At 72.9% G+C, this 26,294-nt stretch carries 25 protein-coding genes; 10 read left to right on the top strand and 15 right to left on the bottom strand.

The features are described 5' to 3' along the window. Nucleotides 1-5 precede the first annotated feature (5 nt). Nucleotides 6-947 (bottom strand): aminoglycoside phosphotransferase family protein, encoded by a 942-nt coding sequence (locus ACFP3U_RS02295; RefSeq protein ID WP_380223400.1) that lies wholly within the window; start codon nt 945-947, stop codon nt 6-8. Nucleotides 948-1,242: 295 nt separating this feature from the next. On the opposite strand from ACFP3U_RS02295, the gene ACFP3U_RS02290 reads away from it, so the two are divergent. Then, nucleotides 1,243-3,708: a Tex family protein gene (locus tag ACFP3U_RS02290; RefSeq protein ID WP_380223399.1), complete on the top strand. Its 2,466-nt coding sequence runs from the start codon at nt 1,243-1,245 to the stop codon at nt 3,706-3,708. Between the two features lie 57 nt (nt 3,709-3,765). Here ACFP3U_RS02290 and ACFP3U_RS02285 read toward each other — a convergent pair whose 3' ends face one another. The 5 genes from ACFP3U_RS02285 to ACFP3U_RS02265 all read right to left on the bottom strand — a co-directional run bounded on the left by ACFP3U_RS02285 (nt 3,766) and on the right by ACFP3U_RS02265 (nt 8,330). Next, nucleotides 3,766-4,203: an SHOCT domain-containing protein gene (locus tag ACFP3U_RS02285; RefSeq protein WP_380223398.1), complete on the bottom strand. Its 438-nt coding sequence runs from the start codon at nt 4,201-4,203 to the stop codon at nt 3,766-3,768. Between the two features lie 182 nt (nt 4,204-4,385). Then, nucleotides 4,386-5,096 (bottom strand): NUDIX hydrolase, encoded by a 711-nt coding sequence (locus tag ACFP3U_RS02280; protein WP_380223397.1) that lies wholly within the window; start codon nt 5,094-5,096, stop codon nt 4,386-4,388. Continuing rightward, nucleotides 5,093-6,253, bottom strand: a complete 1,161-nt coding sequence (locus ACFP3U_RS02275) for a type III polyketide synthase (protein WP_380223396.1) — start codon at nt 6,251-6,253, stop codon at nt 5,093-5,095. Before ACFP3U_RS02275 ends, ACFP3U_RS02280 begins: the two co-directional genes overlap by 4 nt. Before the next feature lie 73 nt (nt 6,254-6,326). Next, complete coding sequence (locus ACFP3U_RS02270) at nt 6,327-7,532, bottom strand: cytochrome P450 (RefSeq protein ID WP_380223395.1); 1,206 nt, start codon at nt 7,530-7,532, stop codon at nt 6,327-6,329. Between the two features lie 162 nt (nt 7,533-7,694). Continuing rightward, on the bottom strand, nt 7,695-8,330 hold the full coding sequence (locus tag ACFP3U_RS02265; RefSeq protein ID WP_380223394.1) for a TetR/AcrR family transcriptional regulator: 636 nt from the start codon (nt 8,328-8,330) through the stop codon (nt 7,695-7,697). A 138-nt stretch (nt 8,331-8,468) separates the two neighbouring features. On the opposite strand from ACFP3U_RS02265, the gene ACFP3U_RS02260 reads away from it, so the two are divergent. Both ACFP3U_RS02260 and ACFP3U_RS02255 read left to right on the top strand, forming a co-directional pair. Then, the gene (locus tag ACFP3U_RS02260; RefSeq protein WP_380223393.1) at nt 8,469-9,308 is read left to right on the top strand and encodes an SDR family NAD(P)-dependent oxidoreductase; all 840 of its coding nucleotides are present in this window, start codon (nt 8,469-8,471) and stop codon (nt 9,306-9,308) included. 136 nt (nt 9,309-9,444) lie between these two features. After that, nucleotides 9,445-9,942 (top strand): hypothetical protein, encoded by a 498-nt coding sequence (locus ACFP3U_RS02255; RefSeq protein ID WP_380223392.1) that lies wholly within the window; start codon nt 9,445-9,447, stop codon nt 9,940-9,942. Nucleotides 9,943-10,126: 184 nt separating this feature from the next. Here ACFP3U_RS02255 and ACFP3U_RS02250 read toward each other — a convergent pair whose 3' ends face one another. Both ACFP3U_RS02250 and ACFP3U_RS02245 read right to left on the bottom strand, forming a co-directional pair. Next, complete coding sequence (locus ACFP3U_RS02250; protein WP_380223391.1) at nt 10,127-10,294, bottom strand: hypothetical protein; 168 nt, start codon at nt 10,292-10,294, stop codon at nt 10,127-10,129. Further along, nucleotides 10,291-10,641, bottom strand: a complete 351-nt coding sequence (locus ACFP3U_RS02245) for a hypothetical protein (RefSeq protein WP_380223389.1) — start codon at nt 10,639-10,641, stop codon at nt 10,291-10,293. The genes ACFP3U_RS02250 and ACFP3U_RS02245 overlap by 4 nt, the downstream gene beginning before the upstream one ends. Nucleotides 10,642-11,393: 752 nt before the next feature. Here ACFP3U_RS02245 and ACFP3U_RS02240 point away from each other — a divergent pair. Next, on the top strand, nt 11,394-12,098 hold the full coding sequence (locus ACFP3U_RS02240; protein ID WP_380223388.1) for a glycoside hydrolase family 12 protein: 705 nt from the start codon (nt 11,394-11,396) through the stop codon (nt 12,096-12,098). Between the two features lie 235 nt (nt 12,099-12,333). Here the strand turns inward: ACFP3U_RS02240 and ACFP3U_RS02235 are convergent, their stop codons facing one another. Then, nucleotides 12,334-13,326, bottom strand: coding sequence for a GlxA family transcriptional regulator (locus ACFP3U_RS02235; RefSeq protein WP_380223387.1), 993 nt, complete (start codon nt 13,324-13,326; stop codon nt 12,334-12,336). A 52-nt stretch (nt 13,327-13,378) separates the two neighbouring features. Between ACFP3U_RS02235 and ACFP3U_RS02230 the strand changes: the two genes are divergently transcribed. Both ACFP3U_RS02230 and ACFP3U_RS02225 read left to right on the top strand, forming a co-directional pair. Then, nucleotides 13,379-13,768, top strand: a complete 390-nt coding sequence (locus tag ACFP3U_RS02230; RefSeq protein ID WP_380223385.1) for a cupin domain-containing protein — start codon at nt 13,379-13,381, stop codon at nt 13,766-13,768. Between the two features lie 120 nt (nt 13,769-13,888). Next, on the top strand, nt 13,889-15,118 hold the full coding sequence (locus ACFP3U_RS02225; protein ID WP_380223384.1) for a GNAT family N-acetyltransferase: 1,230 nt from the start codon (nt 13,889-13,891) through the stop codon (nt 15,116-15,118). Nucleotides 15,119-15,193: 75 nt separating this feature from the next. Here the strand turns inward: ACFP3U_RS02225 and cutA are convergent, their stop codons facing one another. Continuing rightward, nucleotides 15,194-15,526 carry a divalent-cation tolerance protein CutA gene (cutA, locus tag ACFP3U_RS02220; RefSeq protein ID WP_380223383.1) on the bottom strand — a complete coding sequence of 111 codons (333 nt, stop codon included), beginning with the start codon at nt 15,524-15,526 and terminating at the stop codon, nt 15,194-15,196. 222 nt (nt 15,527-15,748) lie between these two features. On the opposite strand from cutA, the gene ACFP3U_RS02215 reads away from it, so the two are divergent. Then, the gene (locus ACFP3U_RS02215; RefSeq protein WP_380223382.1) at nt 15,749-16,843 is read left to right on the top strand and encodes a restriction endonuclease; all 1,095 of its coding nucleotides are present in this window, start codon (nt 15,749-15,751) and stop codon (nt 16,841-16,843) included. A gap of 106 nt (nt 16,844-16,949) precedes the next feature. After that, nucleotides 16,950-17,543 carry a DinB family protein gene (locus tag ACFP3U_RS02210; RefSeq protein WP_380223381.1) on the top strand — a complete coding sequence of 198 codons (594 nt, stop codon included), beginning with the start codon at nt 16,950-16,952 and terminating at the stop codon, nt 17,541-17,543. Here the strand turns inward: ACFP3U_RS02210 and ACFP3U_RS02205 are convergent. Beyond that, nucleotides 17,522-18,943, bottom strand: coding sequence for an SDR family oxidoreductase (locus ACFP3U_RS02205; protein WP_380223380.1), 1,422 nt, complete (start codon nt 18,941-18,943; stop codon nt 17,522-17,524). The two genes, ACFP3U_RS02210 and ACFP3U_RS02205, sit on opposite strands and share 22 nt — an antisense overlap. Nucleotides 18,944-19,635: 692 nt before the next feature. On the opposite strand from ACFP3U_RS02205, the gene ACFP3U_RS02200 reads away from it, so the two are divergent. Beyond that, nucleotides 19,636-20,304, top strand: coding sequence for a GDSL-type esterase/lipase family protein (locus ACFP3U_RS02200; RefSeq protein ID WP_380223379.1), 669 nt, complete (start codon nt 19,636-19,638; stop codon nt 20,302-20,304). 144 nt (nt 20,305-20,448) lie between these two features. On the opposite strand, the gene ACFP3U_RS02195 is transcribed toward ACFP3U_RS02200, so the two are convergent. Further along, nucleotides 20,449-20,979: a peptidoglycan-binding domain-containing protein gene (locus ACFP3U_RS02195; RefSeq protein WP_380223378.1), complete on the bottom strand. Its 531-nt coding sequence runs from the start codon at nt 20,977-20,979 to the stop codon at nt 20,449-20,451. 247 nt (nt 20,980-21,226) lie between these two features. On the opposite strand from ACFP3U_RS02195, the gene ACFP3U_RS02190 reads away from it, so the two are divergent. After that, a complete protein-coding gene (locus ACFP3U_RS02190) occupies nt 21,227-22,183 on the top strand; it encodes an aldo/keto reductase (RefSeq protein ID WP_380223377.1) in 957 nt (318 codons plus the stop codon). Between the two features lie 45 nt (nt 22,184-22,228). Here ACFP3U_RS02190 and ACFP3U_RS02185 read toward each other — a convergent pair whose 3' ends face one another. The 3 genes from ACFP3U_RS02185 to ACFP3U_RS02175 form a co-directional block, all read right to left on the bottom strand. After that, a complete protein-coding gene (locus ACFP3U_RS02185) occupies nt 22,229-22,915 on the bottom strand; it encodes a GNAT family N-acetyltransferase (protein WP_380223376.1) in 687 nt (228 codons plus the stop codon). Nucleotides 22,916-22,998: 83 nt separating this feature from the next. Next, a complete protein-coding gene (locus ACFP3U_RS02180; protein WP_380223375.1) occupies nt 22,999-24,636 on the bottom strand; it encodes an ABC-F family ATP-binding cassette domain-containing protein in 1,638 nt (545 codons plus the stop codon). 154 nt (nt 24,637-24,790) lie between these two features. Further along, nucleotides 24,791-26,122: a trypsin-like serine peptidase gene (locus tag ACFP3U_RS02175; RefSeq protein WP_380223374.1), complete on the bottom strand. Its 1,332-nt coding sequence runs from the start codon at nt 26,120-26,122 to the stop codon at nt 24,791-24,793. Nucleotides 26,123-26,294: the final 172 nt, after the last annotated feature.

Below are 26,294 nucleotides of genomic sequence, written 5' to 3'. Positions count from 1 at the left end.
CGCCGTCAGACGCTGCGGTCCGTCAGGACCTCCCGGACGACCTGGCGGGCGTTGGCGGCGAGCGGGGGGTTGGTGGTGCGGTAGTAGGGCAGTTGGACGAGGGCGATGGAGAGCGCCCAGGCGCGCCCGCGTTCCCAGGTGGCGTCGTCCACCGACAGGGCGGCGCGGAAGGTCGGGCGGGCGGCGGCCGGGAGCAGGTTCCAGGCGGCGATCAGGTCGACGGTCGGGTCGCCGGCGCCGAGCAGGCCGAAGTCCAGGACGGCGCCGAGCCGTTGGCCGGTGAGCAGGAGGTTGCCGGCGGTGAGGTCGCCGTGCACCCAGGTGGCGGGTCCGGTGGGCTCGGGCAGCCGCAGCGCCTTGTCCCACAGGGCGGTGGCCGTTCCGGTGTCGATCACGCCGCGCAGCCGGTCGACGGCCGCGCGGGTGGCTGCGTCACGGCCGGCCAGCGCGCCGCCGCGGGAGGCCGGCGGGGCGTCCGGGCCCGGCTCGACGGCGCGCAGGGCGAGGATGAACCCGGCCAGGTCGCGGGCGAGTTGGCCGGGGTCGGCGAGCGCCCCGGGGGCCGGGTTGACGCCGGGCAGCCAGCGCAGCACCGACCAGTCCCAGGGATAGCCGACGGTCGGCCGGCCGTGGGCGACCGGCACCGGCACGGGCACCGGCAGGTGCGGGGCGAGCCGGGGGAGCCAGTACTGCTCGCGCGCGATGTTCCCGGCGGCCCAGGCGGCCCGGGGCAGCCGGACGGCGAGGTCGGCGCCGAGCCGGAACATCGCGTTGTCCGTGGCGGTGACGCCGACCGGCGCCAGCGGCAGGCCCTTCCACTGCGGGAACTGGGCGGCGATCAGCCGCCTCACCAAGCCGGTGTCGATGACGGGTTCTTCATCGTGCAGGCGGTCGTGCAGGAGGTCGTCGTCGTGCATGCGGTCGGGCGTCCGGGCGGCTGCGCACATGCCCGGCACTGTACGCCGGGGCGGGTCCCGCGATCAGGTGGATTTCGAACACCAGGGTGAGAATGCGGGTAATTCACGGGGGCGTTGGGTTTCTCGGGGGGCGCTCGGGATCGCAGGCGCGCTGCCGGGAGCCGCCGCCGGCCGGGCGGACACCGGCCGGACGGGCGCCCGGCGCGAGGGCGGGCCGGCCCGGGGCCGCCCCACGCCCGGGGTGGCGGGGGCGGGTGGGGGTGTCAGGGGCAGCTGCCAGAATGCGAGGGTACGGAAAGCAACTCTGAAGAAGGTGACCGGCTTCGTGACCACGCCAGTCGAACAGGCGGCCCAGCAGGCCCAGCAGGCGATCGGGCGGAAGATCGCCGAGGAACTGGGCGTCCGCGAGGGCCAGGTGAAGGCGGCGGTCGAGCTGCTGGACGGCGGTGCGACGGTGCCGTTCGTGGCCCGCTACCGCAAGGAGGCCACCGGCTCGCTGGACGACGCGCAGCTGCGCACCCTGGAGGAGCGGCTGCGCTACCTGCGGGAGCTGGAGGAGCGCCGCACCGCCGTCCTGGAGTCCGTCGAGGCGCAGGGCAAGCTCGACGACGCGCTGCGGGCGCAGATCCTGGCCGCCGACTCCAAGGCGCGGCTGGAGGACATCTACCTGCCGTTCAAGCCGAAGCGGCGCACCAAGGCCCAGATCGCCCGCGAGGCCGGGCTGGAGCCGCTGGCGGACACGCTGCTCGCCGACCCGACGCAGGACCCGGCGGCGCTGGCCGCGCGGTACCTCAACGAGGCGGTCGCGGACGGGAGCGCCGCGCTGGAGGGTGCCCGGGCGATCCTGGTCGAGCGGTTCGGCGAGGACGCCGACCTGGTCGGCTCGCTGCGCGAGCGGATGTGGACCCGCGGCCGACTGGTCGCCACCGTCCGCGAGGGCAAGGAGCAGGAGGGCGCGAAGTTCGCCGACTACTTCGACTTCGCCGAGCCCTACACCAAGCTCCCCTCGCACCGGATCCTCGCGATGCTGCGCGGCGAGAAGGAGGAGGTGCTGGACCTCGACCTGTCCCCGTACGACGGCGAGGAGACCGGCGACCTGCCCGGCGCCGGCGACTACGAGCAGCGGATCGCCGCCCGGTTCGGCATCGCCGACCACGGCCGCCCGGCCGACAAGTGGCTCGGCGACACCGTCCGCTGGGCCTGGCGCACCCGCGTGCTGGTCCGGCTCGGCATCGACCTGCGCGGCCGGCTGCGCGCCGAGGCCGAGGACGAGGCGGTCCGGGTGTTCGCCGCCAACCTGCGCGACCTGCTGCTGGCCGCCCCGGCCGGCACCCGCGCCACCATGGGCCTGGACCCGGGCTTCCGGACGGGTGTGAAGGTCGCCGTGGTGGACGCCACCGGCAAGGTGCTCGCCCACGACACGATCTACCCGCACCAGCCCGCCAACAAGTGGGACGCCGCGCTGGCGACCCTGGCCGCGCTGGCGAAGAGGCACGGCGTCGACCTGGTCGCGATCGGCAACGGCACCGCCTCGCGGGAGACCGACAAGCTCGCCGAGGACCTCGTCAAGCGCCACCCGGAGCTGGGGCTCACCAAGGCGATGGTCAGCGAGGCCGGCGCCTCGGTCTACTCGGCCTCCGCGTTCGCCTCCCAGGAGCTGCCGGAGCTGGACGTGTCGATCCGCGGCGCGGTCTCGATCGCCCGCCGCCTCCAGGACCCGCTGGCCGAACTCGTCAAGATCGACCCCAAGTCGATCGGCGTCGGCCAGTACCAGCACGACCTGAGCGAGGTGAAGCTCTCCCGCTCGCTGGACGCCGTCGTCGAGGACTGCGTCAACGCGGTCGGCGTGGACGTCAACACGGCCTCCGCGCCGCTGCTCACCCGGGTCTCCGGCATCACCGGCACGCTCGCGGACAACATCGTCGCGCACCGGGACGCCAACGGCCCGTTCCGCAGCCGCAAGGAGCTCAAGAAGGTCGCCCGGCTCGGCCCGAAGGCCTTCGAGCAGTGCGCGGGCTTCCTGCGGATCCCGGACGGCGACGACCCGCTGGACGCCTCCAGCGTGCACCCGGAGGCGTACCCGGTGGTGCGCCGGATCCTCGCCGAGACCGGCGGGGAGCTGCGCGAGCTGATCGGCAACAGCACCAGGCTGCGCGCCCTGCGGCCGGGCGACTTCGCCGACGACACCTTCGGCGTCCCGACCGTCACCGACATCCTGGGCGAGCTGGACAAGCCGGGCCGCGACCCGCGTCCGGCGTTCCGCACCGCCACCTTCAAGGAGGGCGTCGACAAGATCGGCGACCTGGAGGTCGGCATGGTGCTGGAGGGCGTGGTGACCAACGTGGCCGCGTTCGGCGCCTTCGTCGACGTGGGCGTCCACCAGGACGGCCTGGTGCACGTGTCGGCGCTGTCGAAGAACTTCGTCAAGGACCCGCGCGAGGTGGTCAAGCCCGGCGACATCGTGACCGTCCGGGTCACCTCGGTGGACGTGCCGCGCAAGCGCATCGGGCTCACCCTGCGGCTGGACGACGAGGTCGGGCGCGGTGGCGGCGGCGGTGAGGGCGGGCGCGGCGGCGAGCGGCAGGCCCGTCCGCCGCGTCAGGAGCGGCGCGGCGGCCAGGGCGGTGGTGGCCAGGGCGGCGGCCGGGGTGGCCAGGGCCAGGAGCGCCGGGACCGGGGCGGTTCGGGCGGCTCGGGGGCGCCGGGCAACAGCGCCATGGCGGACGCGCTGCGCCGGGCCGGTCTGACCGGCGGCGGCTCGTCGGACGACCGCCGCTCCGGGCGGCGCTGAGACCCGCCGCGGTGGCCGGTGGACGCGCGTCCACCGGCCACCGCGGCCGTACCGGGCTCAGACCAGCAGCTTCTCCTTGGCCTTCTGGTACTCCTCCTCGGAGATGGCCCCGTCGGCCTTGAGCTCGGCGAGTTTCGCCAGGTCGTCGACGTGGCTGCGGCCGGCGCTCCCGTCCCCGGCGCCACCCTCCCCGGGTGCGGAGCCGGATGCCGAGCCGGCCGCGTCCCGGATGTACGCCTTGAACGCCTCGTCGGCCTTCTGGGCCTGGGCGAGATCGCGTTCCCCCATGCTCCTGCCGCGCGCGATCACGTACGCCAGCACGCCGATCAGCGGCAGCAGGATCACCAGCACCATCCAGCCGGCCTTGGCCCAGCCGCCCATGTCATGGCTGCGGAAGATATCCGTGATGATCTTGAACAGCAGGAAGAACCAGAGGATCCAGAGGAACAGCTCCAGCATCGTCCAGAAGATGTTGAGCAGCGGGTAGTTGTCCATGACGGCTCCCGTCGGTGCGGGCCCGAGAAGGACCCGAGTCCCTTCGAGTCATATCACCGCCGATCGGGCGCCATGCTGCGCTGCTGCGCCATTCCGGTGATCCTCCCGGACGCCGGGGAGTCGGGGACGCAGCCGGGGACGCGGTCGGGGAGTCGGGGACGCAGCCGGGGAACGCGCGCGGCTCAGCGCGGCCGCGACCGCAGCTCCACGGCCAGGCCGATCAGCTCGCCCCACCAGACGTCGTGGCCGTGCAGCAGCAGCCGCTGCGCCTCGGCCGGCTCCACCGCCCGCACCTCGACGACCTGCTCGCCGTCGTCCGGGTTGGTCGGTACGGAGTCCACCGCCACCTCGGCCCAGCCCCAGAGCCAGGCCTTCTCGGGGTGCGGCTGCCACGGGCGGTAGGGGACCGGGTCGTCGGTCACGCAGCGGTGCGCGCCCAGCCAGACCGGCTCGCCGAGCAGCCGGGCGCCGGCCTCCTCACGCAGCTCGCGGACCAGGCAGGAGTCCACGGACTCGTTGTGCTCGCGGGTGCCGCCGGGCAGGAACCAGTGGTCGCGGTCGTCGCGGCAGAGCACCACCCGGCCGCCGTCGGTGAAGCCGACCAGGTGGATGTTGGTGACCAGCTCGTCCGGGGGCAGCGCGGTGGAGAACTGCGCGTCGTAGCGGCCCCAGGTCCAGTACTGCGGGGCGTGCAGGGCGGGGAAGAGCGCGGCCAGCTCGGTGGCCCGGTCGGCGTCGGCGGGCCGCGGCGGTCTGGGAACCAGCGGCGCTCCGTTCGCGCCGGCCGTGCCGTTGGCGCCGGCCGCCCTGGCCGCGTCCCTGGCCGCGTCCCTGGCCGCATCCCCGGTGCGGGTGGCGTCGCTGGTCTCGGTGGCATCGGTGGTATCGGTCATTCGGTGATCGTAGTCCCGGCCGGACGCAGCAGGGGCGTGGTCTGGTGAGCCAGCGTCAGCTCCGCCGCGTCGATCGCCCGGGGCCGGCGCGGGACCGCCACCTCCAGCGGCTGCCGCACCCAACTGCCGAGCGAGATCTCGGCGGTGATGCCCGGTCCGAAGCCCGCGATCAGCCCCGGGGTGCCGTCCTCGACCGCGCCCTCCTCGAACATCCGGGCCAGCGCGTCGAAGACCACCGCGCTGGCGATGTTGCCGCGTTCGGTGAGGGTGGCGCGGGAGAACCGGAACGCGGCCGGTTCCAGGTTGAGGAAGTGGCAGAGATCGTCGAGGATCCGCGGGCCGCCCGCGTGCACGATGTAGAAGCCGAGGCCGGAGATGTCCCAGGCGTGGTCGGTGGCCAGGGCGCGGAGGGCGGGCGCGAGCTTCGCCATCGTGCCGGGGACGCGCTTGTCGAGCTGGAAGTGGAAGCCGGTGTCCTTGACCCCGTAGGAGATCCAGTGCTCGGTGTCCGGGACGAGGTGCGAACCGTTCCGCTCCAGGTGGATGCCGGTGCCGCCGCGGCCGCGCAGTACGACGGCGGCGATCGCGTCGCCGAACAGCCCGTTGGAGAGCAGCGAGCCGACGCCGAGGTCGGTGGGCTGGTAGCAGAGCGAGCAGAACTCGCAGGCGACGATCAGCACGTTGGCGCCGGGGTAGGCGCGGCAGAAGTCGTGCGCCCGGTTGACGGCGGCGCCGCCGGCCGCGCAGCCGAGCTGGGCGATCGGCAACTGGCGGGTGTCGGAGCGGAACCCCATGGTGTTGATCAGCCACGCGGTCAGCGAGGGCATCATGAAGCCGGTGCAGGACACGTAGAGGATGAGGTCGATGTCCCGGGCGGCGAGGTCGGCGTGGCCGAGGGCGCGTTCGACCACCTCGGGGACGCGGCGCTTGGCCTCCCGCTCGTAGACGGCGTTGCGCGCGGTGAATCCGGGGTGCCGCAGGGTCTCCTCGATGGGCTGGACGAGATGCCTGGTCCGCACCCCGGTGTTCTCGATCAGCCGCAGGGCGAGCCCGAGTTGCGGGTGGTCGGCGTGCAGGCCGCGGGCCAGGTCGAGGGTCTCGTCGAGCGTGATGACGTGCTCGGGGACGGCGACGGCGGGTCGGCAGAGTGTGGCCATGGGGGGAGGTCTCCTGGGCAAGTGGCCGACGGTCGCGGCCGGGTACGGCGGAAGGTCACCGGGTGGGCGGTCGTCACCAGGCGACGGGCAGGGTCCGCGGGTAGCGCCAGATCGAGCCGGTCTGCCAGTCCAGCCCGCCGGGCGGCACGGCGAGCCGAAGCCCGGGGAACCGGCTGAGCAGGGTGCCGACGGCCACCTGGAGCTCCATCCGGGCCAGGTGGGAGCCGAGGCAGTGGTGGGTGCCGTAGCCGAAGGTCATGTGGGTGGGCGCGCCGCGGTCGAGGTCGAGCTCGTCGGGCCGCTCGTACATCGCCGGGTCGCGGTTGGCGGCCAGATAGGAGACGTGCACCGGCTCGCCGGCCCTGATCAGTACGCCGCCGAGCTCGACGTCCTCGGTGGCGACCCGGGCGATGCCCACGCCCTGGCGGAACGGGATGAAGCGGAGCAACTCCTCCAGCGCGCGCGGCAGCATCTCGGGCTGGGCGCGCAGCTTGGCGAGCTGCTCGGGGTGGGTGAGCAGGGTGTAGGCGATGTTGGACAGCTGGTAGGTGCTGGTGTCGTGGCCGGTGACCAGCAGGACCATGGCCATCACGGCGAGCTCGTCGTCGTCCAGCAGCTCGGCGCCGTCCCGGGCGGTGGCGAGCGCGCTGATGAGGTCCTCGCCGGGCGAGCGGCGGCGGGCGGCGGTGAGTTCGGCGAAGTAGGCGCGCAGCGCGGCCTTGGCGTTGACCTGGCCGGCGCCGCTGTTCGGACCCATCGCCATCATCGCGACGGCGTGGCCGCGGAGTTCGGTGCGGTCCTCGGCGGGGATGTCGAGCAGCTCGCAGATGGTGGTGAGCGGGAGCCGGGCGGAGAGGTGGGAGACGAGGTCCGCGGGGGCACCGTGCTCGGTCATCTCGTCGAGGTAGCCGTCCACGACGCGCTGGGTGTGCGCGCGCATCCGCTCGACCTGGCGGTTGGTGAAGCCCTGGGCGACGAGCCGGCGCAGCCGGTTGTGGGCCGGCGGGTCCATCAGGTTGATCGACTCGACCTGGGCGATCGGGGCGGGTGTCATCCGGGGCAGGTCGCGGCCGATGCCGGCGGCGCGGCTGAACCGCCGGTCGGTGGTGACCACGCGGACGTCCTCGTAGCGGGTGGCCAGCCAGGCCTCGCCCTCGCCGTGCGGCAGGCGGATTCTGGCGATCGGCTCCTCGGTGAGCAGGCGCTTGAGGAGCGGGTCGAACTCCAGGCCGTCGGTGTGGTTGAAGGGGCAGTCCCACACGGGGGCGGAGGTAGTCACGGGCTGATCCAGGGGCCGGGTTCTGCCGCCCGACCGTGGTCGTTCGGGCGCGGACGTGCTGATGTTCCCCCATCCGGCCGCGAATATGGGGTCATCGGCGATCTTTCCCTCGATCGAGGGAGATAGACGATTGTCATGCCATATGGGGGAGTTGGGGCAGTGTCAGCTCCCGGCGCGCGGGCCGACGCCGTGGAGCACGGTGTCGACGATCCGGGCGGCCAGCGCGTCCGGATCGAGGGCGGGGGCCTCGGGTCCGGGGGCGGCGTCGGGGCCGAGGCCGCAGGCGGGGGCGCCGGCCGGTGCGGTGTGCAGGACTTCGCCGATGAGGGCGTAGTAGACCCGGCGCACCCACTCCAGGTCCGCGTCCGCGGCGATCGCCCCCTGCTCCTGGATCCGGCCGAGCAGTTCGATGCAGCGGCGGGCGACCTCGCCGTGGATCCGGGCGGCCTGCTCGCTCCCGGCGACCGCCGGCCCGAGGGCGAAGCCCCAAGCGGCCTTCACCCGCAGCACGTTGGCCGTCGCCCGGTGCAGCGCGACGAGCGGCGGGGCGGTCTCCGGGTGCCCGTCCTCGATGGCCTCGGCGAGCTTGGCCGCGGCCTCGGTGGCCAGTGCGTCGATCAGCGCCTGCCGGTTGGCGAAGCGGCGGTGCACGGTGGTGCGGGTGACCCCGGCGGCCTCCGCGATCTGCTCCATGGTCGCGCCCGGGTGCTCGGCCAGGACGCGTTCGGCCGCCGCGAGGATCGCGCGGACGCTGCGTTCGGCGTCGGCGCGCAGCGGGCGCCCGGGCGTGCGGTTCATCTGTCTGCCTCCAGCTCTGCGGTACCGGGGAACGGTACAGCGGGGGAACGGCTCGTCCACTAACTGAAACATCGGTGTTGCAGATCCATTTATATCCGATACTCTCGTGTCACAGATCGCGAGACAAGGAGCACCACCGTGCGCACTGCCACCACCGCTCTGATCACCGGCGCATCCTCCGGCCTCGGCGCCGAGTTCGCCGCCCAGCTCGCCGCGCGCGGCCACGACCTCGTCCTGGTCGCCCGCTCCGCCGACCGCCTGCACGACCTCGCCAAGCGGCTCGGCGAGGCCCACGGCATCACCGCCCACGTCCTGGTCCAGGACCTCTCCGAGCCGGACGCCGCCCGCCGGGTCGGCGCCGAACTCGCCGACCACGGCCTGGCCGTGGACCTCCTGGTCAACAACGCCGGCTTCGGCACCTGCGGGCGGTTCGAGACGATCGACGGGCAGCGTGACCACGACCAGCTGATGGTCAACGTCGTCGCCCTCGTCGACCTCACCCACGAACTGCTGCCCGGCATGCTCGCCCGCGGTGGCGGCGCGGTGGTCAACGTGGCCTCCACGGCGAGCTTCCAGCCGACCCCGTACCTCGCCGTCTACGGCGCCTCGAAGACCTTCGTGCTCAACTTCAGCCTCGCGCTCCGCCAGGAGTACCGGCGGCGCGGCATACGCGTCCTCGCGTTCTGCCCCGGGCCGGTGGAGACCGAGTTCTTCAACGTCATCGGCACCCGGAAGGCCGCCGTCACCGGCAGCTTCGCCACCCCCGGGCCCGTCGTCCGCGCGGCGCTCCGGGCGCTCGACGCCGACCGCTCCTACGTCGTCCCCGGCCTCGCCAACCGGCTCAGCGCCCACCTCACTCCGCGCCGCCCGCGCGCCTTCGTCGCCGTCCTCGCCGAACGCCTCTCGCGCGGCGTCCGCGACGCCATGGCGGGCGGCGGGGCGGGCAGCAGGAACCCGAGCGGCGAGCGGGTGGCCTGAACGGCGGCGGAGGCGTTGTAGCGGAGGCGTTGTAGACGTTGTAGAGGACGAGCATCCGGGCCGGGTCGTCCGGCCCGGGCTTCTCGATCAGAACCGAACGATCACCGACGGCGTCCGTCCGGAGGTGATCAAAAGTGTGTTGGACGGGCTGCCGATGTTCTGGCCCGGGCTGTTCGCCTCGCTGGTGCCGGCCGCGCTGCTGAACCGCCCGGTCGGGCGGCTGCTGCGCACCCACTGGGCGGTGGGCTTCGTCCTGCTGCTCGCGCTCGGCGGCGTGGCGACCCTGACCCTGCTGCCCGAACACCCCCGCCCGTTCTGGCGGGACCTCTCCTGGGCGGGCGCCGTCCACCACTGCACCCTCGGCGCCCTCGGCCCGCGCCCGCCCACCGAGTGGCTCGGCCCCCTGCTCTTCGCCCCGATCGGCCTCGCCGCCGCCCTCACCGGCTCCCGGCGCCGCGCCGCCGCCCTCCTCCTCGGCGCCGCCCTCCTCCCCGCGGCCCTCGAAGCCGTCCAGTACACCGTCCCCGCCCTCGGCCACCCCTGCGACACCCGGGACGCCCTGGCCGCCCTCCTCGGCCTGGCCCTCGGCACCCTCCTGGGCCTCCCCGCCCGCCCGGCCCTCCACCGGGCGTGAGGAGCGTGGGGGCGGGGATCACGGGGGCGGGTACGGTCGGGCGGCATCAGTGGGTCGGGGTCGACCCGGCTCCAGCGGTATCGCGAGGATTTCAGGGCTTCGGCGGCGGCGTGACCTGGCAGACGACCACGAGTTCCATGCGTGGGACGACGTAGTAGGCGAACAGGCCGCCTGCGACGTCGAGCTAGCGCATCGGCTCCCCGCTGCCCTGGTAGGAGGTGCCGTCCAGGTAGAGCGCTTCGGCGGCGCGGACCAGTTCGGCGGCCCGTTGTTCGACGGCCGCGAGGAAGTCGGTCGGGGCTCCGGTGGTGACATGCTGCTCGCTGGGGAGGTACTCCCAGCTCCACGTCACTCGTTCACCGCCGCGTAGGCGGCACGGTAGAGCTCGGCGACAGTGGTGGCATGCTCGCGGCACTCGGCCAGGGTCGCGGCATGGTTCGCGAGGTAGTTCGCCCGGTGGTAGGCCCGGGCGATGACCGGTTGCCGCTCGATCTCCACAACCGTGGACCAGTGCGCGACGAACGACCTGATCGGCTGAACGCTGGCGGTGTCGATGGCTTCGGCCATCGCCTTGGTCTGCCCGTCGATCATCTCCGGGAGGCGGTCCGCGGCGGCCACGGCCAAGGCGGCTTTGAGCGCCGCCGGGTTCTGCTCGGGCCGGGGGATCAGCTCGATTCCGTCGTGCGCGGGCCGGCTCATGGCGGCACTCCTCTCCTCCAGGGTGAGACTACTCGTGCCACCGGCCAGGGGCTGGCGCAGCCGTCGAGGCCCTACCCGCAGAGCTGTCGGTGTACCGGCTGCCGACAGCACGCCACGTGACCGGTACACCGGTGGGCGGTACAGGTCGTGTCGGACCGTTGTCCGGGTTTTCCCGGCCCCCACCTTCGGGAACTTCTTCACCCGGCACATCGGTACTTTCCCCGGTACCTTCCGCCACATCCACCAGGGTCGGTAAGCGGCTCCGTGAAGGCCGGGTGCGGGCGTCGTCGATGCAATTCGACGCTATTTCGATGCGCTTCGACAGTCGGCTGGTGAAAAAAATGTGTCTTCCTGCGCAGAGCCTTGCTGACCAGACGCCCCGTCATTACTGTCCACTGACGCAAGCGCTTCGACACTTCGCACCCTGGTTCGGCAAGTCCGGTGCTTGGAAGTCAGGGGACCGAGCACCGTTCCGGCAATTCATGGAGCGAAAGTTTCGATACGTCAGCTGATCGACCGTCTCGGCCACCTCGATTTCGACGGGTGGTCCAACCGCGAACAGTGGAAGGAAGCACTTCACCCAGGGGGGTCGTCAAGCCGATCAGCCGGCCGACCGCGCGAGCACCTCCGCCACCACACCGGGGGTCCGGAACACCTTACCGCCGTCCTTGGAGGGACACATGAGATGGCAAGCCGTTAAATCCATCAGCACCAAGTCGGCCGGGTTCGGTAGGCGGGCCTTGGTCGGTGCCGTGATCGCCGGGTTCCTGAGCCTCACGGCTCCGGCACAGGCCCAGGCGCAGACCCAGGCGTCCTCCACCTGCGACCAGTGGGGTCAGTACACCCAGGGCACCTGGACGATCTACAACAACATCTGGGGCCAGAACCACGGTCCGCAGTGCCAGACCATCAACAGCATCAAGTCCTGGTACGTCGACGCCAACCACTCCGGTGGCGGAATCAAGTCCTACCCGAACACCTCGGTCCGGCCCCAGACGCCGATGTCGCAGTTGAACTCGGCGGGCTTCTGGTATAACACGTCCTCGGCTCCCGTCACCGGCAGTGACCACTGGAACTGGACGAGCGACCTCTGGTCGACCAACAACCGGGACGAGATCATGGTCTTCACCAGCTGGGCCGGGAGGACCGGCGGCTGGGGACGGCAGATCGCGTCCAACGTGACCGTCGGCGGCGTCCTGTACGCGGAGATCTGGCAGGCCGATCCCGGCTGGAACGTCCTGCAGCTCATCCCCGCCCAGCAGACCAACACCGGCACCATCGACGCCTCGGCGGTCTGGCGGTGGGCCGCGTCGTGGAACCTCCTGCGCGACACCACCTTCGACACCATGCAGTACGGCCTTGAGATCACCTCGACCAACGGCGTGCAGAAGCGGTACTCGCTGAACGCCTACAGCGCCTGGTGGAACAACATCTCCGGCGGCGGATCGAACATCTAGCCGCAATACGCGCGACCTGACGGTGCACTCCGTCCGCGCATAGCGACGAACGCCGAAGCGATTCCCCCAACGCCTACCTTGCCGCCGGGCCTCGAACGACAAATCCCGGCGGCAAGGTTTGCGGCGTTTCCGAGTCGGCGTCTCCGAATCGCCGCCCTCGAATCGGGGTCGTCGAATCGGCGGCCCCGATCGCGTGATCTCTCGGCCGGCCGGCACGGATTCGGCAGGGATGCCGTCACTGTGCCTCGGGCCCGAACCGTCGCCGGTATGCCGACGGAGTGATGCCGGTCTCGCGACGCATCAGCGCGCGGAGATTGGTCGCGGTGCCCAGCCCGCTCAGTCGTGCGACCACCGCGAAGCGTGACTCGCCCCGCTCGATCAGTCGGCAGGCCAGGGCGAGCCGTTCCCCGGTGAGCCACGTCAGCGGGGTCGTTCCCAGCTGCGTCCGGAAGCGGCGGTGCAGTGTCGCCGGACTGACCGACGCCCGCGCCGCGAGGTCCGCGATCGTGAGTGGCGAGTCGAGCCGTTCCTGCGCCCAGGCCAGGATCGGTGCCAGGGATTCGTCGGGAAGGTCGGGCATGGGCCGCTCGACGAACTGCCGCTGTCCGCCGTCGCGGTGTGCCGCGAAGACCAGGCGTCGGCTGACGGAGTTGGCGACCTCGGCACCGTGGTCGCGGCGGACCACGTGCAGCCCGAGGTCGAGTGCGGCCGCGCTTCCCGCGGCGGTGAGGATGTCACCGTCGTCCACGAACAGCACGTCCGATTCGAGGTGGACGGCGGGGAAGCGGGAGCGGAAGGCGTCCGCCCACTGCCAGTGGGCCGTGGCCCGGCGCCCGTCGAGGACGCCGGCCTCGGCCAGGGTGAAGGCGCCGCTGCAGAAGCCGACCAGGCGCGCGCCGCGCGCGTGCGCCCGTCGGATGGCGTCCAGTACCGCGGGCCGGCGGGGCACCTCGACATCGGGGCGATTGGGGACGATCAAGGTGTCCGCCGTGTCGGCCGCCTCCAGGCCGACGACCCCGGTGAGGGTGAAGAATCCGTCGCGCATCGCGATGGAGGGCTCGGGGGAGCAGAGCCGGAAGTCGTAGAGCTCGCGGCCGATCTCCGGCCTGCGCAGACCGAAGACCTCGGTCGCGCAGCCGAGCTCGAACGGGTTCGAGTTCTCGTCCACGATCACGACCACCCGGTGTGCGCCTGCCGCCCGAGCCTGGTGAGAGGATTCTTTCGCCATGTGCAATTCGTAGCACTCACACCGCCCCCGCGAGGCGGCCGAGGATGAGGCCATGAGCAACCAGCCGATCTCCCTTCCCCAGGCCCTGGCCTCCTTCGACGCGCTGTGGAGTCCGCGCATCGTCACGCGCGTCAACGACTACGACGTCCGGGTCGCCAAGGTCGAGGGCGAACACATCTGGCACGTCCACGACGACACCGACGAGTTCTTCCTGGTGCTGGACGGGGAACTGCACATCTCCTTGCGCGAGCCCGAGGGTGAGCGCACGGTCCTGCTGCCGCAGGGGTCGGTCTTCACCGTCCCCGCCGGCACGGAGCACAGGCCGGCCGCGCCGTCCGGTGCCGCGATCCTGATGTTCGAGCCGACCGGGACGCCGACCGTGGGCGACCGCCACGAGGAGGTCCCCGCCCACGTGGACTCGACGACCGGGCACGTCCTCTGAGGCTCGGGGGCGCGGGGGATCCGCGGGTGTAATTCGCTTGACCTGGGCATGTAGTGCGGCTGGACTGTGGCGGGGCGCCGCGGGAGGTGCCGCGGACGAGCCGGGGAGGCCGCAGTACCGATGGAGATTCGTGCCACGACCGAGCAGGACCGCGAGGCGTTCATCGCCACGATGCACTCGGCGTTCGGGCTGTTCCCCGGAACCACCACCGCGGACGGCGGCGGGGCCTGGTGGTCGGCGGTCGAGCTGGACCGCGGACTGTTCGCCGTGGCGGACGACGGGCGGCCCGTCGGCACCGCCGCCGCGTACTCCTTCGAGCTCACCCTGCCCGGCGGCGACGCCGTCCCGGTCGCCGGAGTCACCGCCGTCGGCGTCGCCCCCACCCACCGGCGGCAGGGCGCGCTCACCGCGATGATGCGGCGCCAGCTCTCGGACATCCGGGAGCGGGGCGAGTTCCTCTCCGTCCTGCTGGCCTCGGAGGCCGTGATCTACCGGAGGTTCGGCTACGGGCCGGCGACCTACACCAACAAGCTGACGGTGCAGCGCCACCGGGCCGACTTCGCGGCCCTGAGGGCGGCCGGTGCGGACACCGGCTCCGTCGAGCTGCTGCGGAGCGACGACTGCCAGGAGATCCTGGAGGAGGTCTACGACCGCTACCGGCGCGCCCAGCCCGGGGCGCTCTCCCGCCCGCACCGCTGGTGGGAGCTGCGGGCCGGACAGGCCCCGATCTCCCCGGCGCCGCGCCACATCGTCCTGCACCGCGACGCCGACGGCGTCCCGGACGGCTACGCCAGCTACGCGCTCGGCGAGCTCGACCGCGTGAACAAGACGAGCACCCTGACGGTGGACGAGGTCATCGCCCTCGACGACACCGTGTTCACGGCGCTGGCCCGGACCGTGCTCGGCCACGACCTGATCGGCCAGGTGGTGTTCAAGCACGTCCCGGCCCGGCACCCGCTGCGCTGGCAGTTGGCGGACATCCGCGCCGGTGAGACGGGCGCCGAGGACGACTGGCTCTGGGTGCGGTTGCTGGACGTGCCGCGCGCCCTGGTCGAACGCGGTTGGTTCGCCGACGGGGAACTCGTCCTCGACGTCGACGACGCGTTCCTCGGCGAGCACGGCCGCTATCTGCTGACCGTCCGGGACGGCAAGGCGGAGTGCGTCGAGACGGACCGGGAGCCGGACCTGTCGCTGGACGTGAGCGACCTGGGCTCGATCTACCTCGGCGGCACGACCCCGAGCACCCTGGTCCGCGCCGGCCGCATCCAGGCCCACCACCCGCGCGCGGCCGTCGTGGCGGACGACCTCTTCCGCACGGAACGCCCCCCGCACTGCCTGCACTGGTTCTGACGGATCGGTAGGAACGCCGACGGCCCGTAGTGGTCAAGCGCAGGAAGTCGGACCCGCCGACTTCCTGGGCTCCCCTCACCGCTCCGCCGTCTCCGCCCGCACCCACTCCAGGTAGGCGGCGCTACCCGCCACCACCGGCACGGCGACGACCTCGGGAGTGTCGTACTCGTGCCGCTCGCCGATGAACTCCTCCAGTGCGGAGGCGAGTTCGGCACGCGTCTTGAAGTCGATCCGCCACTCCGCCGCGTCCTGGACCTCGCCGTCCCACCAGTACACGGACTGGATCCGGTACACCTGCGCACACGCCGCGAGCCGCGCGCGCACCACGTCCGCGGCCAGCGCGCGGGCCTTCGCCTCCTCGCCGTGCGTCGTGGTCACCACGAGAAACCCACCGCTGTTCGTCGCCATACCGGGAGAGCGTAGTGACGGCGCCCGTTCGGTCCGGCAGTGAGCCGCGCCCGGCGCACGGGGCGTTCGGGGGGAGCGTCCGTCCCGATCGAACGACAGGACCCGTGGACAGCGGTAATCTACTCACTTACCCAGCGGGGGACATGCCCAAGCCGTCCTGAAGTCGCCATTTCTGACACGCACCTGACGACTCGTCCGTCCCGTGCGTTCGAGGGAGTACCTATGTCGCGGAGCCGCAAGCTCCACCGCCTCAGCAACCCCGACACCGCCGAGCGCCGCGCGCAGCGGATGCTGTTCCGCCACCTTCGCGACGACACCAACGCGAACCGCGGCCGGATGGCGCGGCGGGTGCGTGAACTCCAACTCCTGCTGTCGATGGACCCGATCGAGTTCGAGCAGCTGATAGCCCGGCTGATGGAGTCGATGGGCATGAAGGTCGAGCTCACGGCCCGCTCGAAGGACGGCGGGGTGGACGTCCGCGGCATCGACAGCGACCCGTTCCGTGGCGGGAACGTGATCGTGCAGGTCAAGCGCTACCGGGACACGGTGACCCCATCGGTCGTGCGGGACCTCTACGGCACGCTCCAGCACGACCGGGCGGCCACCAAGGCCGTGCTGGTCACCACCAGCAAGTTCGGCCCCAGCTCGCACCAGTTCGTCTCCGGCAAGCCGATCACCCTCATCAACGGCTCCGAGCTGGTCGGGCTGCTCAAGCACCACGGCTTCCACGAGATGTTCGCGTCCGCCCACGCGGAGGCCGAGGACGAGACGGTCGGAGGGCAGCCCGCGATCGAGCTGGCCGCCGAGCCCGCCCGGCTGCTGCTGCACTGGACCGGGGCGGAGGAGCACGACATCGCCGCCCTGGTCTGCCAGGGCAATCGCGCGCTCTCCGACGACCACCTCGTCTTCTACAACAACGGCTCCACGCCCGACGGTTCGGTGCGGATGGTGACCGGCTACGAGGACGCCAACGCCTGCCTGATGGTCGACTTCGACGCGCTGCCCGCCGAGGCCGACCGGCTCGTCATCATCGCCGCCGCCGACACCGAGAACCACCCGGAGGCCAGCATGGCCGGGTTCGCCGGACCGGCGCTGATTCTCGAAGCCGGGGCCGAGCAGGACGCGGCCGTCGTCCACCTCGCGGACGGCGCCGGGGCCAACACCGCGATGCGCCTCGGCCGCTTCGACCGCGACGCGGACGGGGACTGGGACTTCACCCCCGCCCTCGCGGGCTACCCGGGCGGGCTGCGGCAGGCGGTCGTCGCCTACGGCCTGGAGGTCGTCGCGGACGAGGAGCCGGCCGCCGCGGGGCAGTGACCGTGGACGCCCGCCGCGCAGGAAGTCGATCCGCCCGACTTCCCGCGCGGCTCTTTCGTGCCCCCGTGCGTTGGACCACGAGCGGCCTGTGGCAGGCTCATGCCGCATGATCGATGAATTCGCGAAGGACACCCTGCACCGGAGGCTGCGGCGGGACCGCGAGGCGCTGCTCTGGAAACTCGACGGCCTCTCCGAGTACGACGCCCGCCGGCCTTTGACAGCGACCGGGAGCAACCTCCTCGGCCTGGTCAAGCACGTGGCCAGCGTCGAGGCCAGGTACTTCGGCGAGGTCTTCGGCCGCCCCTCCCCGGAACCGCTGCCCCGGTGGCAGGACGCCGACGGCAGCGACCTGTGGGCCGCCGAGGACGAGACCCGCGATCAGATCATCGGGTTCTACCGGCGCACCTGGGAACACGCGGACGCGACGATCGACGCGCTTCCCCTCGACGCCCCCGGCCACGTGCCGTGGTGGCCGGAGCCCTCGCCCAACACGAACCTGTTCGCCGTCCTGGTCCATGTCCTCGGCGAGTCCAACCGGCATGCCGGGCACGCCGACATCCTGCGCGAGGGCATCGACGGCCGGACCGGGATGCGCCCCGAACACGAGAAGCAGATCGACGAGGCGGCCCGGGCGGCCTACCGCGCGAAGATCGAGCGGGCCGCCAGGGGGCACCAGGGTCACCAGGCAGCCTCGCGGTAGTCCTTGAGGAAGACGCCGGAGACGGGCGAGCCGGCCTCGCCGCGGACGATGGGGTCGTAGACGCGGGCGGCGCCGTCGACGATGTCGAGCGGGGTGCGGAAGCCGGTGGCGGCGATCCGGGTCTTCTTGGGGGCCGGGTTCTCGTCGGTGATCCAGCCGGTGTCGACGGCGCACATGTGCACGCCCCGGGCGGTGAGCTGCCCGGCGCTGGTGCGGGTGAGCATGTTGAGCGCGGCCTTGGCCATGTTGGTGTGCGGGTGCCCGGCGGTCTTGTGGGGGACGGCGAACCGGCCCTCGACCGCCGTCACGTTGACGATGTAGCGGCGCGGGTGCGGGGAGGTGAGCAGCAGCGGGAGCAGCCGGTCGCAGAGCAGCGCCGGGGCGAGCGCGTTGACCAGCTGGACCTCCAGCAGCTCCGCCGGGTCGAGCGAACCGAGCCGCGCGGACCAGGAGTTGGCCTCCGCGAGGTCGGGCAGCAGGCCGGCCTCGTCGGTCCCGTCGGCCGCGTCCGAGAGCAGGGCAAGGGATGAGGACGGCTCGGGGGCGGCGAGTTCGGCGGTCGGCCAGGCCGGGGCCAGCGCGGGCATCGGCCGGAAGCCGGGCGCGTGCGTCACGGCGGCGGCCTCGGCGGCGGGCAGCGCGGACCGCTCGCCGGCGGCCAGCAGGGCGTAGGACTCGGGCGGGCGGCGCAGGGTCTGCGCGGCGTTGTTGACCAGGATGTCCAACGGGCGCCCGTCGGCGCGCAGTTGCTCGGTGAGTCCGAGGACCTGGCGCGGGTCGCGCAGGTCGATGCCGATGACGGTGAGCCGGTCCCACCAGTCGGCGCTGCCCTCGGCGGCCCGGAAGCGGCGTACGGTGTCGTGCGGGAAGCGGCTGGTGACGAGCAGCTCGGCGCCGTCCCTGAGCATCATCAGGGCCAGCTGGAACCCGATCTTCACCCGGCCGCCGGTGAGCAGCGCGCGGCGGCCCCGCAGGTCGGTGGAGAGGGCGCGGCGGGCGGTGTTGTCGGCCGCGCAGGCGCGGCAGAGCATGTGGTAGAAGGCGTCCACCTCGCGGTACGGCTGCTTGCAGACGTAGCAGCGGCGGCCGGTGCGGAGCGCGCCGACGGGGGCGGTCGGTGCCGCCGGGGTGGTGAGCGGGGCGTCCTCGCGCCGGTCCCGGGCGCCGGTGGCGGTGGTGGCGAGCAGTGCGGCGTCGGCGGCGTGGGCCTCGGCGGCGGCCTCCTGGCGGCGCTGCTTGCGGCTCTCGCGGTAGAAGGAGCGCAGCTGGCGTTCGGTGTGCAGCCTGGTCCGGTGGCCGGTGGGCAGCGCGCGCAGGCGTCCGAGGGTGCGGTTGAACGCGGCCAGCTCCTCGGGAGTGATCTCCTCGACCGTTGCCCCGGTGTCGTCCCGGATCGTCATGACCGCCCGCCCCCTCGTGTGCCGTCGACCTGCCGCGGCGGCGCTCCCGGGCGCCTCCGGCGATGGGGGGACTGTAGTGGACCGACCGCGAACGCGCGCTCGAATAATGCGCGCTCGAATAACCGGCGCTCGAACAGCCCGCGCCGGCGGCCCCCGTGGTGGTGGGGGCCGCCGGCGGGCGTGGGGCCAGCGGGGCTCAGCCGGTGTACTGGGCGAAGATCTTCGCGAACTCGTACGGCTGCTGCGGGATGTTGGTGCACTTGTAGAGCGCGCCGGTGCGGGCGTTGGCGTCCCGGGTGGGCTCCACGGGCCGAGTGAGCCGCTCTCGAAGCCGGGGTTGGCGAGCAGGTTGCCCTCGGCGGCGCCGGCGTTCCCGGCGAGGGTGGCGAGGCCGCCGCCGGCCAGGGCGACGGCGGCGGCGACGCCGAGCAGTTTGGTGCGGACGGCCGGGCGGCGGTGCCGGGCGGGGGTGTCGTGGGGCGCGCGTGGCATGGGGGTGCCTCTCGGGACGAGGTCCGCCGCCCGCCTCGCGCGGGGGGAGGCAGCGCGGGGCGGCGGAGGGGACGGTCCGGGGTGGGGGAGTTGCGCGGTGCTGGGCATCAACCTGGACTAGACCACCTGGGCGCGTCAAGAACCTCCGGAGCATCAAAGACGGCTCGCGGAAAGCCTTACGCGGACTTTAAGGTTCCGGTATGAGCAACGACACCGAACCGCGGAACCTGCGCATCGCCTTCCTCGGCGACTCCTTCACCCAGGGCGTCGGCGACCCGGAGTTCCGCGGCTGGGTGGGGCGGGTGATGGCGGACTGCTGGGCGGACCTCGCGGCCGGTGCGGCCGGGCCGGCCGGGGTGACGGTGTTCAACCTGGGCGTGCGACGCAACACTTCGGCCGACGTGCGGGCCCGCTGCTGGAGCGAGACGGACGCCAGGGCGCTGCCGGGTGCGGACCACCGGCTGGTGCTGTCGGTGGGCAGCAACGACGCGGTGGAGGAGGACGGCCGGCCGCGGGTCGCCCCGGACGCGTGCCTGGAGAACGTGGCCGCGCTGCTGGACGGGGCCCGGGAACGGGGCCTCGCGCCGTTCGTGGTGGGGCCGCCGCCGGTGGCCGACGCGGGCGCGCCGCACCTGGCCCGGCTGCTGGGCCTGGCCGAGGGGATCGCCGGGATCTGCGCGGCGCGCGGGGTGCCGTTCGCCGACGTGACCGGGGAGCTGGCGGCGGACCGGACGTGGACGGCGGAGGCCCTGGCCGGGGACGGCGCGCACCCGGGTGCGGGCGGCTACCGGCGGCTCGCGGACCTGGTGCTGCGCGGCGGGTTCCGGGAGTGGCTCACGGAGCGTGGGTCGGGGTCGGGGTCGGCCTGAGGTCGAGCGCGTCGAGGCAGGAGAGGCAGGCGACGCGGGCGAGGTGGGCGACGCGGGCGAGGTGGGCGACGCGGGCGAGGTGACGGCGCGGGGCCGCCCGGCCGGGAGACCCCGGCCGGACGGCCCCGCCCGACGGTCCTGCGGTCAGCGGCAGTTGGTGGCGCTGTTGTAGTCGGCCTTGACGAAGCCGCGGGTGTAGGAGGTGCTGAAGAAGTAGCGGCCCGTGGACGTTTCGCGGCCGAGGAACTCCGAGTGGTACTGGATGCTGAACCCGTTGTCGGTGGACATCAGGTTCTGGCTGGCCCGGCCGAAGGTCTTCGGGCCGACGACGCCGTCCGCCTCGGAGGCGCCGAGGTAGCGGCTCTGCCAGGCCTTCGTGGCGGCCTGGGTCCTCGGGCCGAACTGGCAGTCGACGTCGGCCTCGCTCAGGAAGCCGTCCTGCCAGAGGACCAGCTGCCACAGGCCGGCGGCGCCGCTGTTGGCGTGCTGGGTGGTGGAGATCAGGCCCTCGTCCGCCCAGTCGGTGCGGTAGTCGCCCCAGCTGGTGTTGACGAAGCCCGCCGAGGTGCTGGCCTGGGCGCCCGTCGCGCCGGTCGCGAGCGCGGCCACCGCCAGTCCTGCGGCGGCGAAGGCCCGGGCGCTGTTGCGGACCGTGCGCGTGATGGTCTTGCTCATGTTTTCGTTCCCCCGTGTGACGTGAGTGGTTCATGTGCCGAAGCACGCCTGGAGGTTACCGAATGGCGGAGGTTGACGCTGTGTCGTGAGTCACGTGACGGGGCGTCGGAAGACTGTCGGCACCGCCCGGCGGGCGGGAGTCCGGTGGCGTCGCTTGACCTAGAGTGCACTCCAAGGGACAGGCTGGTGTCCGTTGATCCGACCGCACGTCGGCACCACGGGGGCCGGCACCAGTGAGGAGTACGTCATGCGCAACGCCACGCTCGGCAGCGAGGGTCCCGAGGTCGGGGTCGTCGGCCTCGGCTGCATGGGGATGACCTGGGCCTATGACGTCCACAACCGGGACGACGAGACCTCGGTCCAGGTGATCCGGCAGGCGCTCGACCTCGGGGTCACGCTGATCGACACCTCCGACATCTACGGCCCGTACAGCAACGAGGAGGTGGTCGGCGCCGCCCTGGCCGGCCCGTACCGGGAGCGCGCGGTGCTCGCCACCAAGGTCGGCCTGGTGCCGGGCACCGGCGAGGAGCGGGTGCTGCGCAACGGCCGCCCCGAGCACATCCACCGGTCGATCGACGAGAGCCTGCACCGGCTCGGCACCGACCACGTCGACCTGTACCAGCTGCACCGGGTCGACCCGGAGGTGCCGATCGAGGAGTCCTGGGGCGCGCTCGCCGAGGTGGTGGCGGCCGGGAAGGCGCTCCGGATCGGGCTGTCCGAGGTGGGCGTCGAGGAGATCGAGCGCGCCCGGGCCGTCCACCCGGTGGCGTCGGTGCAGAACGAACTGTCGCTCTGGACCAGGGACTCGCTCGCCGAGGTGCTGCCGTACACCGAGGAGCACGGGATCGCGTTCCTGCCGTTCTCGCCACTCGGCCGGGGCTTCCTGACCGGCGGTATCGCCTCCTTCGACGAGCTGCCGGCCGACGACTTCCGCCGTCAGCTGCCGCGTTTCCAGCAGGAGGCGCTGAAGGCGAACCTGGCGCTGGTGGAGCGGGTGAAGGAGGTCGCGGCCCGGGTCGGCGCGACGCCCGCGCAGGTGGCGCTCGCCTGGGTGGTGGCGCAGGGGCGGTACGTGCTGCCGATCCCGGGCACCAAGACGCCCAAGTACCTGGCGGAGAACGCGGCGGCGGCCGATCTGGTGCTGTCGCCGGCGGATCTCGCCGAGCTGGACGCGCTGCCGGCGCCGTCGGGCGACCGCTACTGAGCCACGCTCGCTACCGATCGGCGGCCATGGCCGGAGGGTGACGTCTCACGGGGCGGCGCACGGGCCGGGCAGGTGGTGCTCCTGGATCCAGATCTGCTTGCGGCCGGTCTCGCCCGGCGCCCGCACCGGCGCGTCGACCGTCCGGTCGAGCCGGAAGCCGAGCCGGCGGGCCACCGCGGCGCTGGCGGTGTTGGCCGGGTCGCAGTGGATCTCGACCCGGTGGATCCCGGGCAGGGCGAGCGCCGCCGCGGCGACCGAGCGGGCGGCGACGGTGGCGATGCCGCGGCGGCCGTGTGCGGCGCTCACCCAGTAGCCGATCTCCAGCGCGCCCGGGCCGATCCGGCGGTGCAGGCCGAACGAGCCGATCACCCGGCCGGGTTCGGCGTCCAGGCCGACCAGGTAGATGAAGTCGGTGCCGGCGTCCCAGGCGGCGGCGCCGGCCTCGGTCAGCTCGGCGGTGCGGGCGGCGGTGGGGGCCTCGGCGGCCCACTCCAGCCAGGGGCGTAGATGCTCCAGGTTGGCCCGGACGGCGGCGTTGAGCGCGAGCGCCTGGGCGGGGGAGCGGCGCCGCAGGACGATCCCCTCGGCCGGCCGCAGCAGTTCGGGCGGCCGGCCGGGGGTGGGCGCACCGGGCGCGGGTGCGGGCGTACCGGGTACGGGCACGGGCACGGGCACGGACGAGGGCAGGGATCCGGGCGCGCCCCCGCACGGCGGCGGCATGACGTGGTTCATGACAGCGATTATCTCGGCGTCCTGTACCTGTCACCACCTGCCGTCGCCGCGCGTCTGGACCTCTTCCCCGGCCCGTCTGGACCCTAGAGCTCGCGGACCTGCCCGCCGCCGACCTCGATCCGCCGGTTCACCGCCACCGTGTCCAGCATCCGCCGGTCGTGCGTGACCAGCAGCAGCGTGCCGGTGTACGAGCCCAGCGCCGACTCCAGCTGCTCGATGGCCGGCAGGTCCAGGTGGTTGGTGGGCTCGTCCAGCACCAGCAGGTTCACCCCGCGCGCCTGGAGCAGGGCGAGCGCCGCCCTGGTCCGCTCGCCGGGGGAGAGGGTGCCCGCCGGGCGCAGCACGTGCACCGCCTTCAGGCCGAACTTGGCCAGCAGGGTGCGCACCTCGTCCGGCGCGAGCTCCGGTACGGCGGCGGCGAACGCCTCCAGCAGCGGCTCCCCGCCGAGGAACAGCCCGCGCGCCTGGTCCACCTCGCCGACCACCACGCCGGAGCCCAGCACCGCACTCCCGGAGTCGAGTTCGAGCCGGCCCAGCAGGGCGGCCAGCAGCGTGGACTTGCCCGCGCCGTTGGCGCCGGTGATGGCGACCCGGTCCGCCCAGTCGATCTGCAGGTCCACCGGGCCGAGCACGAACCCGCCGCGCCGGATGGTGGCCCCGCGCAGGGTGGCGACCACCGAGCCGGAGCGCGGCGCGGCGGCGATCTCCATCCGCAGCTCCCACTCCTTGCGCGGCTCCTCGACGACGTCCAGCCGCTCGATCATCCGCTGGGTCTGCCGGGCCTTGGAGGCCTGCTTCTCGGTGGACTCGGTGCGCATCGCGCGGCCGATCTTGTCGTTGTCGCTGGACTTGCGGCGGGCGTTGCGCACGCCGTGCTCCATCCAGCCGCGCTGCATCCGGGCCCGGGCCTCCAGGCCGGCCTTGGTGTCGGCGTACTCCTCGTAGTCCTCGCGGGCGTGCCGGCGGGCCGTGGCGCGCTCCTCCAGGTACGCCTCGTAGCCGCCGCCGAAGAGGTTGACCTGCTGCTGGTGGAGGTCCAGCTCCAGCACCTTGGTCACCGTGCGGGCGAGGAACTCGCGGTCGTGGCTGATCACCACGGTGCCCGCGCGCAGGCCCTTGACGAAGGACTCCAGCCGCTCCAGGCCGTCCAGGTCGAGGTCGTTGGTGGGCTCGTCGAGCAGGAAGACGTCGTAGCGGGAGAGCAGCAGCGAGGCGAGGCCGGCCCGGGCCGCCTGGCCGCCGGAGAGCGCCGTCATCGGCAGGTCCAGGGAGACCTTGAGGCCGAGCGAGTCCGCGACCTCCTCGGCCCGCTCCTCCAGGTCGGCGCCGCCGAGGTCCAGCCAGCGGTCGAGATTGGCCGCGTAGGCGTCGTCGGCGCCCGGCGTGCCGTCCACCAGGCCCTGGGTGGCCTCGTCCAGCGCGGCCTGGGCGGCGGCGACGCCGGTGCGGCGGGCCAGGAAGTCGCGGACCGACTCGTCCGCCCGGCGCTCCGGCTCCTGGGGGAGGCGGCCGACGGTGGCGGTGGCGGGGCTGAGCCGCAGCGAACCGCCCTCCGGGGTGTCCAGGCCGGCCAGCAGGCGCAGCAGGGTCGACTTGCCGGCCCCGTTGACGCCGACCAGGCCGATCACGTCGCCGGGGGCGACGACCAGGTCCAGGCCGGAGAAGAGGGTGCGCTCGCCGTGGCCGGCGGCGAGGTCCTTGACGACGAGTGTGGCGCTCATGATGTGGTCGATTCTAGGCGGGCCGGGGAGCGGGCCGTCGGGGGGCGTCGGTGGGTGCTGTCGGGAAACGCCGCCGGGAAACGCCGCCGGGGGCGGTGGCACGCGGGGTGCCACCGCCCCCGGCGGGGACGTTCGGTTCAGCCGGTGACCGGGGTCACTTGCTCTTCTTGGAGAAGTACTCCAGCGCGTGCTGGGCCACGTCGTCCAGGTACGGGCCGGCCTCCCAGGTGTTGTCGAACCCGCCGATGGAGGTGTCCGACACCAGGACCTGCTTGCCGTCCTTGGTGGTGAACCAGCCGCCGCCGCTGTCGCCGCCGGTGCCGTTGCAGCCGGTCATCAGCATGGTCGGGCGGGCCGGGTCCATCGAGCGGCGGGCCGGCTTGCCGGCCTCGCAGTGCTCCAGCTCCATGCCGTCGAACGGCTTGCCGGCCGGGTAGCCGTAGGTGCTGATCGAGGCGATCTGGTCACGCGGGGCGTTGAACCAGACCGGCACCGAGCCGCCGACGACCTCCTCCAGCGACTTGCCGCTGCCCTCCGGGTTGGCGACCTTGAGGATGCCGAAGTCGTACTGGCTCCACGGACCGCCGTTCTCCGGGTCGGCCTCGCCCGCCCACTGCGGCGAGATCATGCCCGCGACCGCGCCCCACTCGCCGTACGGCTCGGCGTCGGTGAGCGAGCCCTGCTTGCCGCCGCTGACCGCGCCGCTGCTGTTGAAGGCCGGGGCGAAGGTGATGTTGGTGTGGTACTTGCCGCCCTTGCCGCCGTGCAGGCAGTGGCTGGCCGTCCAGACCAGGTTGCTCTTCCCCGGGTTGGCGGGGTCGGAGACGACGGTGCCGGAGCAGACGTAGTCCTGCTTGCCGTCCTGGAAGAACAGCTTGCCGTTGACGTGGGCCGGCTTGGCGAACGGGTGCGGAACGGGCTTCATCTCGACCAGCTTCGGCTGCGGGTCGTTCTGGCCGCCGCCGCTGCCACCGGTGCCGCCGCTGCCACCGGTGCCGCCCGGCTGGGCGGGGGCGGCGCTGGTGGGCTGGGCCGCCGTCGGCGCGGCGTTCGGCGGCGCGGGCGCGGCGTTCGTCGGCTGCGCGGGTGCGGCGCTGGTCGGCTGCGCGGTCGGGGCCGCCGCGGCCGGCTGGGCGGTGGGCTGCCCGGTCGGCTGGCCGCCCGGGCCCGGCTTGTAGGGCTTGGCCTTCACGATCTTCTGAAGATCCCAGAAGCCCTTCACCGCCGGGGTGATGACGTTCTGCTGGGCCCACTTGTCCCAGTCGTCGAAGCTCCACTTCTTCAGCTCGTCGGCCGTCGGAAGCTTGATCGGCGGCAGACCGCCCGGCTTGTCGGTGGAGCCCGCGGTGGTGGCAGCGGTCGTCCCGCCGGTCGAGGCTGCGGCCGGGTCGCTGTTGTCCGGACCGCACGCGGTCGCGACGACCATGGTCAGCGCGACGACGGAGGCGCCCAGCGCGGCACGGGTCGCCCGGGATATCGATGACATGATGTTCGGTTCCCCCTGTGAATGCACGCCACGGGTGTGAGTGCCCGCCATGGACCGTGCGGCGGACGGGCCGCGGGTGTGACGGGAGTGGCAGGGGAGGAGTCTGCCATGTGGGGCGGACGGCTTCGATCCCGTGGCCGTTCCGGGGCACGGCTGTCACCGGATCGGCACG

Origin of the sequence: Kitasatospora misakiensis, assembly GCF_042656005.1 — a bacterium.
GTDB classification, from domain to species: Bacteria; Actinomycetota; Actinomycetes; order Streptomycetales; family Streptomycetaceae; genus Kitasatospora; species Kitasatospora misakiensis.
This window is presented reverse-complemented; position numbering and strand designations above follow the sequence as displayed.